Annotated in this window: 6 protein-coding genes; 3 read left to right on the forward strand and 3 right to left on the reverse strand. The window is 76.1% G+C overall.

The features are described 5' to 3' along the window. Positions 1 to 124: 124 nt before the first annotated feature. Positions 125 to 1,462 carry a PHB depolymerase family esterase gene (locus tag QC029_RS30025; RefSeq protein ID WP_279559008.1) on the reverse strand — a complete coding sequence of 446 codons (1,338 nt, stop codon included), beginning with the start codon at positions 1,460 to 1,462 and terminating at the stop codon, positions 125 to 127. Positions 1,463 to 1,489: 27 nt separating this feature from the next. On the opposite strand from QC029_RS30025, the gene QC029_RS30030 reads away from it, so the two are divergent. Further along, entirely contained in the window at positions 1,490 to 2,698 is a 1,209-nt protein-coding gene (locus QC029_RS30030; RefSeq protein ID WP_279559009.1) for a helix-turn-helix domain-containing protein, read from the forward strand. A 12-nt stretch (positions 2,699 to 2,710) separates the two neighbouring features. Here the strand turns inward: QC029_RS30030 and QC029_RS30035 are convergent, their stop codons facing one another. Next, positions 2,711 to 3,667: an alpha/beta hydrolase gene (locus QC029_RS30035; RefSeq protein ID WP_279559013.1), complete on the reverse strand. Its 957-nt coding sequence runs from the start codon at positions 3,665 to 3,667 to the stop codon at positions 2,711 to 2,713. A 374-nt stretch (positions 3,668 to 4,041) separates the two neighbouring features. Here QC029_RS30035 and QC029_RS30040 point away from each other — a divergent pair, with 374 nt between their 5' ends. Both QC029_RS30040 and QC029_RS30045 read left to right on the forward strand, forming a co-directional pair. Beyond that, a complete protein-coding gene (locus QC029_RS30040; protein WP_279559010.1) occupies positions 4,042 to 4,800 on the forward strand; it encodes a polysaccharide deacetylase family protein in 759 nt (252 codons plus the stop codon). An 88-nt stretch (positions 4,801 to 4,888) separates the two neighbouring features. Further along, complete coding sequence (locus QC029_RS30045) at positions 4,889 to 6,238, forward strand: SGNH/GDSL hydrolase family protein (RefSeq protein ID WP_279559011.1); 1,350 nt, start codon at positions 4,889 to 4,891, stop codon at positions 6,236 to 6,238. Positions 6,239 to 6,445: 207 nt separating this feature from the next. Here the strand turns inward: QC029_RS30045 and QC029_RS30050 are convergent, their stop codons facing one another. Further along, a complete protein-coding gene (locus tag QC029_RS30050) occupies positions 6,446 to 6,664 on the reverse strand; it encodes a DUF6011 domain-containing protein (protein ID WP_279559012.1) in 219 nt (72 codons plus the stop codon). Positions 6,665 to 6,757: the final 93 nt, after the last annotated feature.

Raw genomic sequence — 6,757 nt, forward strand, 5'->3', positions numbered from 1 at the left:
CCGGCCGGCCGCGCCCCGGCCCCATGCCGCGACCCCGTGCCGCCGGGACGTGCCGCCGGGACGTGCCGCCGGAACGTACGGGCGGGACGTCCCGCCGGGGCCGGTGCCGTGTCCCGGACACGGGTCAGGCGGTGGTGCAGGCGGCGCCGTTCAGCGTGAAGGAGGACGGCCCGCCGGTGTTGCCGGTGTGGCTCGCCTGGAAGCCGATCCGGACGCTCGCCCCGGCGGCCAGGGTGGAGTTGTACGAGGCGGCCGTGGCGGTCACGGAGGCGCTGTTCGGGCTGTAGGCCGCGCCCCAGCCCGAGGTGATGGTCTGGCCCGGGGGCAGGGCGAAGGCCAGCGACCAGTTGCTCAGCGGCGCGCTGCCGGTGTTGGTGACGGTGATGGACGCGGTCAGCCCGGTGTTCCAGGCGTTGGCGGAGTAGGCGACCCGGCAGGCGCCCGGGCCCGGACCGGGATCCGGGTCGGGGTCGGGATCCGTGGAGCCGGTGCCGTCCAGGCCGAAGAACGCGACGGCCCGGGCCGCCATGCCGCCGGTGGGCAGCGAGTGACCGACCCCCTGGACGCTGACGGCCTCCACCGGGGCCCGGTCGCCGGTGCCGCCGTAGCGGGTGCGGGTCCAGTTGGACTGCGGACGGTCGGTGTACGCGGGCGTCCGGCCCACCCCGTGGACGTCGGTCCACTGCTCGATCTGCTCGTTGAAGTTGGGGTAGCGCAGGGTGCTGTCCTCGGTGCCGTGCCAGATCTGCATCCGGGGCCGGGGCCCGCCGTAGCCGGGGTACGCGCCGCGCGCCAGGTCGCCCCACTGCCGCGGCGTCCTGTCCAGGGTGCCGTTGGCGCAGGAGCTGTTCCAGCCCGACCCGTCGGTGGTGGCGAAGCAGGAGTGCGGCACGCCCATGAAGGCCGCGCCCGCCTCGAACACGTCCGGGTAGTTGCCCACCAGGACGTTGGTCATCATCGCGCCCGACGAGGCGCCGGTGACGTAGACCCGGTCCGGGTCGGCGTTCAGGCGCTGCAGCACGTGGCCCACCATCGACCGGATGCCCACCGGGTCGCTGCCCCCGTCGCGCCGCAGCGCCTGCGGCGAGGAGACGTCGAAGCAGTTTCCGCTGCGGGTCGCGGACGGGTAGACCACGACGAACCCGTGGCGGTCGGCCAGCGAGGCGAACTCGGTGCCGGAGTGGAAGGCCGGGCCGGAGCCGGTGCAGTAGTGCACCGCCACCAGCACCGGCGGCCGGGCCCGGACGTTGTCGGGCACGTACAGGTGCATGCGCAGGTTGCTGGGGTTGCTGCCGAAGTTCGTCACCTCGACCAGCGAGGCCGCCGAGGCGGGCGGCGCGGCCAGGGCGAGGAGGAAGGTCGCCACCAGGGGTAAGACACCTCCCAGCAGCGCCGCGAGGCGCGATCTGGCAGAGCGCCTTCCGGTTTTCTCCTCCGCCGTGCGCACGGATCTGTCGGTCATGTTCGTCTCCTTCCTAGACTGCGGAGCGTGAAGGGACTGCTGCTGCGGCTGTCCGCGCTGGACGCGGACGCCGCCACCGCCGTACGCGTGATCGCCCACTTCGAGGCGCTGCTCGGCGGTGCGCTGGACCCGGTGTCCCTGACGAGGTCCACCGCGGGACTGGCCGGATGCGCGGCGGGGCTGGAACTGCCCGACGGCCGCACGGCCCGGTTCGGGCCGGACGGCGCCGCCCTGGCCGGCGCGCCCGGGCGCGTCTCCGGCCGGGTGGACCTGGAGCCGGCCGGACGGGTGTGGCTGGAGCGCCCCGGCGCGCCGGGGCCGTTCGACGAACTGGTCCTGGAGTGGATGGCCATCGCCGCCCGCGTGCTGGCCGGCCGTCCCCGGCCCGCCCGCACCCCCCGGGCGGCCGACCCGGCGCTGGTCGAACTGGTGCTGTCCGGGCGGGAGGCCGTCGAGGACCGCGCCCGCGCGCTGCGGCTGCTGGGCCTGGCGCCCGAGGCGCCGCTGCGGGTGGTCGCGGTGGCCGGGGCCCCGGGGGCGGGCGCGGGCTCGGACGCCGGAGTGGACGCCGGAGTGGAGGCCGTGGCGCTGCTGGGGCGCGGCGCCCTGCGGGGCACCGTCCGGGTGGCGCGGGTCGGCTCGCTGGGAGCGGTGCTGGTGCAGCGTCCGGGCGGCGCGTCCGGCGGCTGCGCGTCCGGCACCGCCTCACCGGCCGCGGAGCTGCGGGCGGCGATGCGCGAACGGGCCCGCGACCGGAGTGCGGCCCGCAGGCCGGCGCACGGCACACGCGTCGGGATCGGCGGCGGCGCCGACCCGCTGGACGCCCACGCCTCCTGGGCGCAGGCCCGCTCGGCCCTCCGGTTCGCGGTGGCGGGCGCCCCGGAGGAGGCGGTGGCCGACCACGACGAGCTCGGCCCGGTCACGCTGCTGGCGGACATCCCGGTGGAGCGGCTGCGCGCCCAGCCGGACGTACGGCGGCTGGGGGAGCTGGCCCACGGCGAGCGCGGCGGGCAGACCGGGCAGGGCGGCGAGCTCCTGGCGGCCCTGGCCGCGTTCTGCCGCACCGGCTCCCTGCGGCAGGCCGCCGCCGAACTGCACCTGCACCACAGCTCGGTGGCCGCGCGCCTGGCCCACGTCGAGAAGGAGCTGGGCTGGCGGCTGCGCGACCCGCAGGACCGCTTCCGCGCCCACCTGGCCCTGTACGCGCTGCGGCTGGCCGGCGACGGGACCGGCTGAGCGCTCACGGCCTCACCGCCCCAGCGCCCCGCGCAGCACCGCGACCGCCTCGGCGGTCGCACGCCGGATGACGGCGGCGTGCTCCACCGCCCACGCGCCGTGGAAGGTGCCGGGGATCAGGTGCAGCTCGACGGGCACGCCCGCGGCCAGCAGGGCGCGGGCGTAGTCGACGCCCTCGTCCCGCAGCGGGTCGAACTCCATCACCGACACGTACGCGGGCGGCAGCCCCGACAGCTCGATGACCCCGGCGCGCGCGGGGGCGGCGTACGGGGAGACGCCTGCGGTGCCCCGCACCCCGTGCCCCAGATAGGCGTCCCAGCTGATCGCGGCGTTGCGCCGGTTCCACACGGGCGTGTCGGTGAACCGCCGCGCGCTGGGGGTCCGGAGGCGGTCGTCGAGCGCGGGGCTGCACAGGTGCTGGAAGCAGACCGCCGGGCCGCCGCGGTCGCGGGCGAGCAGGGCCAGCCCGGCGGCCAGACCGGCCCCGGCGCTGTCGCCCCACAGGGCGATCCGGTCGGGCCGCACCTCCAGCTCCCGCGCGTTCCCCGCCAGCCAGCGCAGCCCGGCGTAGCAGTCCTCCAGGGGCGCGGGGAAGGGGTGCTCGGGCGCCAGGCGGTAGTCGACCGAGACCACCAGCGCCTCCAGCTCCCGGCACAGCAGCAGGTTCCAGTCGTGGTCGACGTCCGGCGAGCCCAGCATGAAGCCGCCGCCGTGGATGCCGTACACGGCGGGCAGCGGGCCCCGGGCGTGCCGCGGCCGGTACAGCCGCAGCCGCACCTCCGGCGCGCCGGGCGGGCCGGGGGCGCGGACCTCCCCGACGTCCACGCCCGCGGTGTCGGCCGCCGCGACCACCTCGGCCAGCTGTGCGGCCTGCGAGGCCCGGGCCGCGTCGACGTCGAGCAGTTCGACCTCGGGGATCAGCGGGAGCGCCGCGGCCAGCTCGGGGTCGAACCGGTGGGGCGAGCGCATGTCCGTCCTCCGCTCGTCGGCGTACGGCGGCGTGGGGTGTGTCCCGGCGTCGTGGTGAGACGGTGTCACGGGCGTCCTTCCGGGTCATCAGACGGGCGTCGGGAGAACGGCCGCTTCGGCCCGACACCCGTGCGTTTTTCGGGGCGCTTCGGGTGGCGGCCGATCCCCGCCTTTTCCCCGAACCGGCCGTGAGCAGCGGAAACGCATCCGTGGTCGGCACGTGTACGGCTCTTGACGCCGGTCCGGGGCCTCTCTATGTTCTCCCCGCTCGACCGGAAAACTTCCGAAACATTTCGGACCGTCTCGCGCGGCCCGCGGGAAACGGACCGCCGGTGGAGCGCCGGGCCTGACAGAGCGCCAGAAAGGGGCCAGCTTTGACCACGAACGCCAGCACCACCGGGGGAGCCGCCCATGACGCGGAGCGCTCCCCGCGCGCCCGCCGGCTGCGCCGCATCGCGCTTCCGCTGCTGCTCTCCGGCGGCATGTGCCTGGGCGCCCTCACCGCGACCGGATCCGCCCGGGCCGGGCAGGTGAACGACACGATCGTCGAGACCACCCGGCACGGCGGCAAGGCCGTCGCCCTCACCTTCGACGACGGCCCCGACCCCGTCGACACCCCGCGCCTGCTGAAGGTGCTGCGCAAGCACCACGTCAAGGCGACCTTCTGCCTGTGGGGCGACCACGTCAGGCAGCACCCCGGGCTGGTGCGCCAGATCGTCGCGGGCGGCCACACGCTGTGCAACCACACCATGCACCACGACGACATGGCCTCCTGGTCGCCCGAGGACATCCGCAGGGACCTGGAGGAGACCAGCGCCGAGATCCGCAAGGCCGCCCCGGGCGTGCCGATCCCCTACTTCCGCGCCCCCTACGGCAGTTGGGGCCAGACCCCGCAGGTGGCGGCCTCGATGGGGATGCAGCCGCTGGGCTGGCGGCTGGTGATCGGCGACTGGGACCCGCCGGGCACCGACGAGCTGGTCCGCCGCATCACGGAGGGCGTCACGCCCGGCGCCGTGGTGCTGATGCACGACGGCGGCGGCGACCGCAGCCAGACCGTCGAGGCCGTCGACCGGGTCATCCCCCGGCTCAGGGCCGAGGGCTGGCGCTTCGACAAGCCCGCCCGCCGCGGCTGAGGCCGCCCGTGGTCCGCCGCCCGCGCCACCCGTACCGTCCGTACCACCTGTACCGTCCTTACCACCCGCACCGCCCCGGGAGACCCGTATGAGAAACCGCGCAGGACGCGTCAGGGGCTGTGCCGTGGCCCTGTTCACCGGACTGCTCACCGGACTGATCACCGGAGCCCTGCTCCTGGTCACGGCGCAGTCCACGCCCGCCACGACCGGCGTGCGGACGGCACTCGCCGCCCCGGAACACACCGGCCGGACCTGGGTGGGCACCTGGTCCACCACGCCCACGGCCGTGCCCGCCTCGGACACCACCGTGTTCGAGGACCAGACCCTCCGCCAGACCGTCCGCACCAGCATCGGCGGCGACCGGGTGCGCGTCCGGCTGTCGAACGAGTTCGGCGACCGGCCCCTGGTCATCGGCGAGGCCCGGGTGGCCCGCCGCGCCGGGGGCGGACCGTCCTCGGGCATCGACCCGCGCACCGACCGCAAGCTCACCTTCGGCGGCCGCTCCTCCGTGACCGTCCCCGCCGGCGCGCCCATGCTCAGCGATCCGGTCCCCCTGCGGGTGCCGGCCGGATCCGACCTGGTGGTGAGCATCCACCTGCCCGAACGCACCCCGGGCTCGACGGTCCACGCCTTCGCCTTCCAGCACAACCACGTCGCCTCCGGCAACGTCACCGGGCGGGCGGACATCACACCGACCGCCACCGTCGACCGCTGGTACTTCCTGACCGGCGTGAGCGTGAGCGCGGGACGCTCCGACCGGGCCGCGGCCGTCGTGGCCTTCGGCGACTCCATCACCGACGGCTCCGACACGGACGTGAACGCCAACCACCGCTGGCCCGACTTCCTCGCCCAGCGCCTGCGCGCCGCCCACGGCCCCCACCCCCAGGGGGTCCTCAACCAGGGCGTCAGCGGCAACCGCCTGCTGCACGACCCCAACCCGCCGGCCGGGTCCGACGCCGAGAACTTCGCGGCGTACTTCGGGCAGAGCGCGCTGCGGCGCTTCGACCGCGACGTGGCCGCCCAGCCCGGCGCCGAGCACGTCATCGTCCTGCTCGGCGTGAACGACCTCGGGCACCCGGGCACCACCGCGCCGGCTTCCGAGAAGGTCACCGCCGGGGACATCATCGGTGCCCACCGCCAGATCATCGCCCGCGCCCACGAGCGGGGGCTGAAGGCGTACGGCGGCACCATCCTGCCGTTCAAGGGCGACACCTTCGGCTTCTACAGCGCCGAGAACGAGGCCGCCCGCCAGGCCGTCAACCGCTGGATCCGCACCAGCGGCGAGTACGACGGGGTGATCGACTTCGACCGGGCCCTGCGCGACCCCGCCGACCCCCAGCGGCTGCTGCCGCGCTACGACAGCGGCGACCATCTCCACCCCGGCGACGCCGGAGCGAAGGCGATGGCCGACGCCGTCCCCCTCCACCTGCTGCGCTGACTCCCCCCACACACCGCGGCGCCCGTGCCGGAGGGGGGCACGGGCGCCGCGTCGCACCCGGGACCGTGGCGGCGGGGTGGGACGGGGCGGGGCGGGATGGGGTAGCGGCGGGACGGCGTGGCGGCGGGTCAGCCCGCCGCGGCGAACCGCGTGAACGCGGCCCACCCCTCGGGGCGAGGGCCGAGGACGCCTTCGCGTCCGGCGCGCTCACATCCCCGGCAGCGCCTCCTGCTCGACCTCCCAGTGCCTCGGCACCGGGGCCGAGCGCACCGCCAGCTTCTCGCGGCACTCCACCCCCAGTCCCCACAGCCGGGCCTGCCGGTCGCGCAGCGGGCGCCCGCACATCCGGCACGTCACGCGCGGCCGGTCCTCCCCGGACGGCTCGGGGGCGCCGGGCAGCGGTGTGGTCTCGGGTTCGGTGGTCACCCCACCGGTCTACCAGGCCGCGCGCCGGGCGGCGAGGGCGGCACCGCCGCGGACGCGCGGAGGCCGCCGGCCGCACACCGTGCGGTGTGCGGC

Origin of the sequence: Streptomyces sp. DH37, from assembly GCF_029813835.1 — a bacterium.
Lineage (GTDB): Bacteria > Actinomycetota > Actinomycetes > Streptomycetales > Streptomycetaceae > Streptomyces.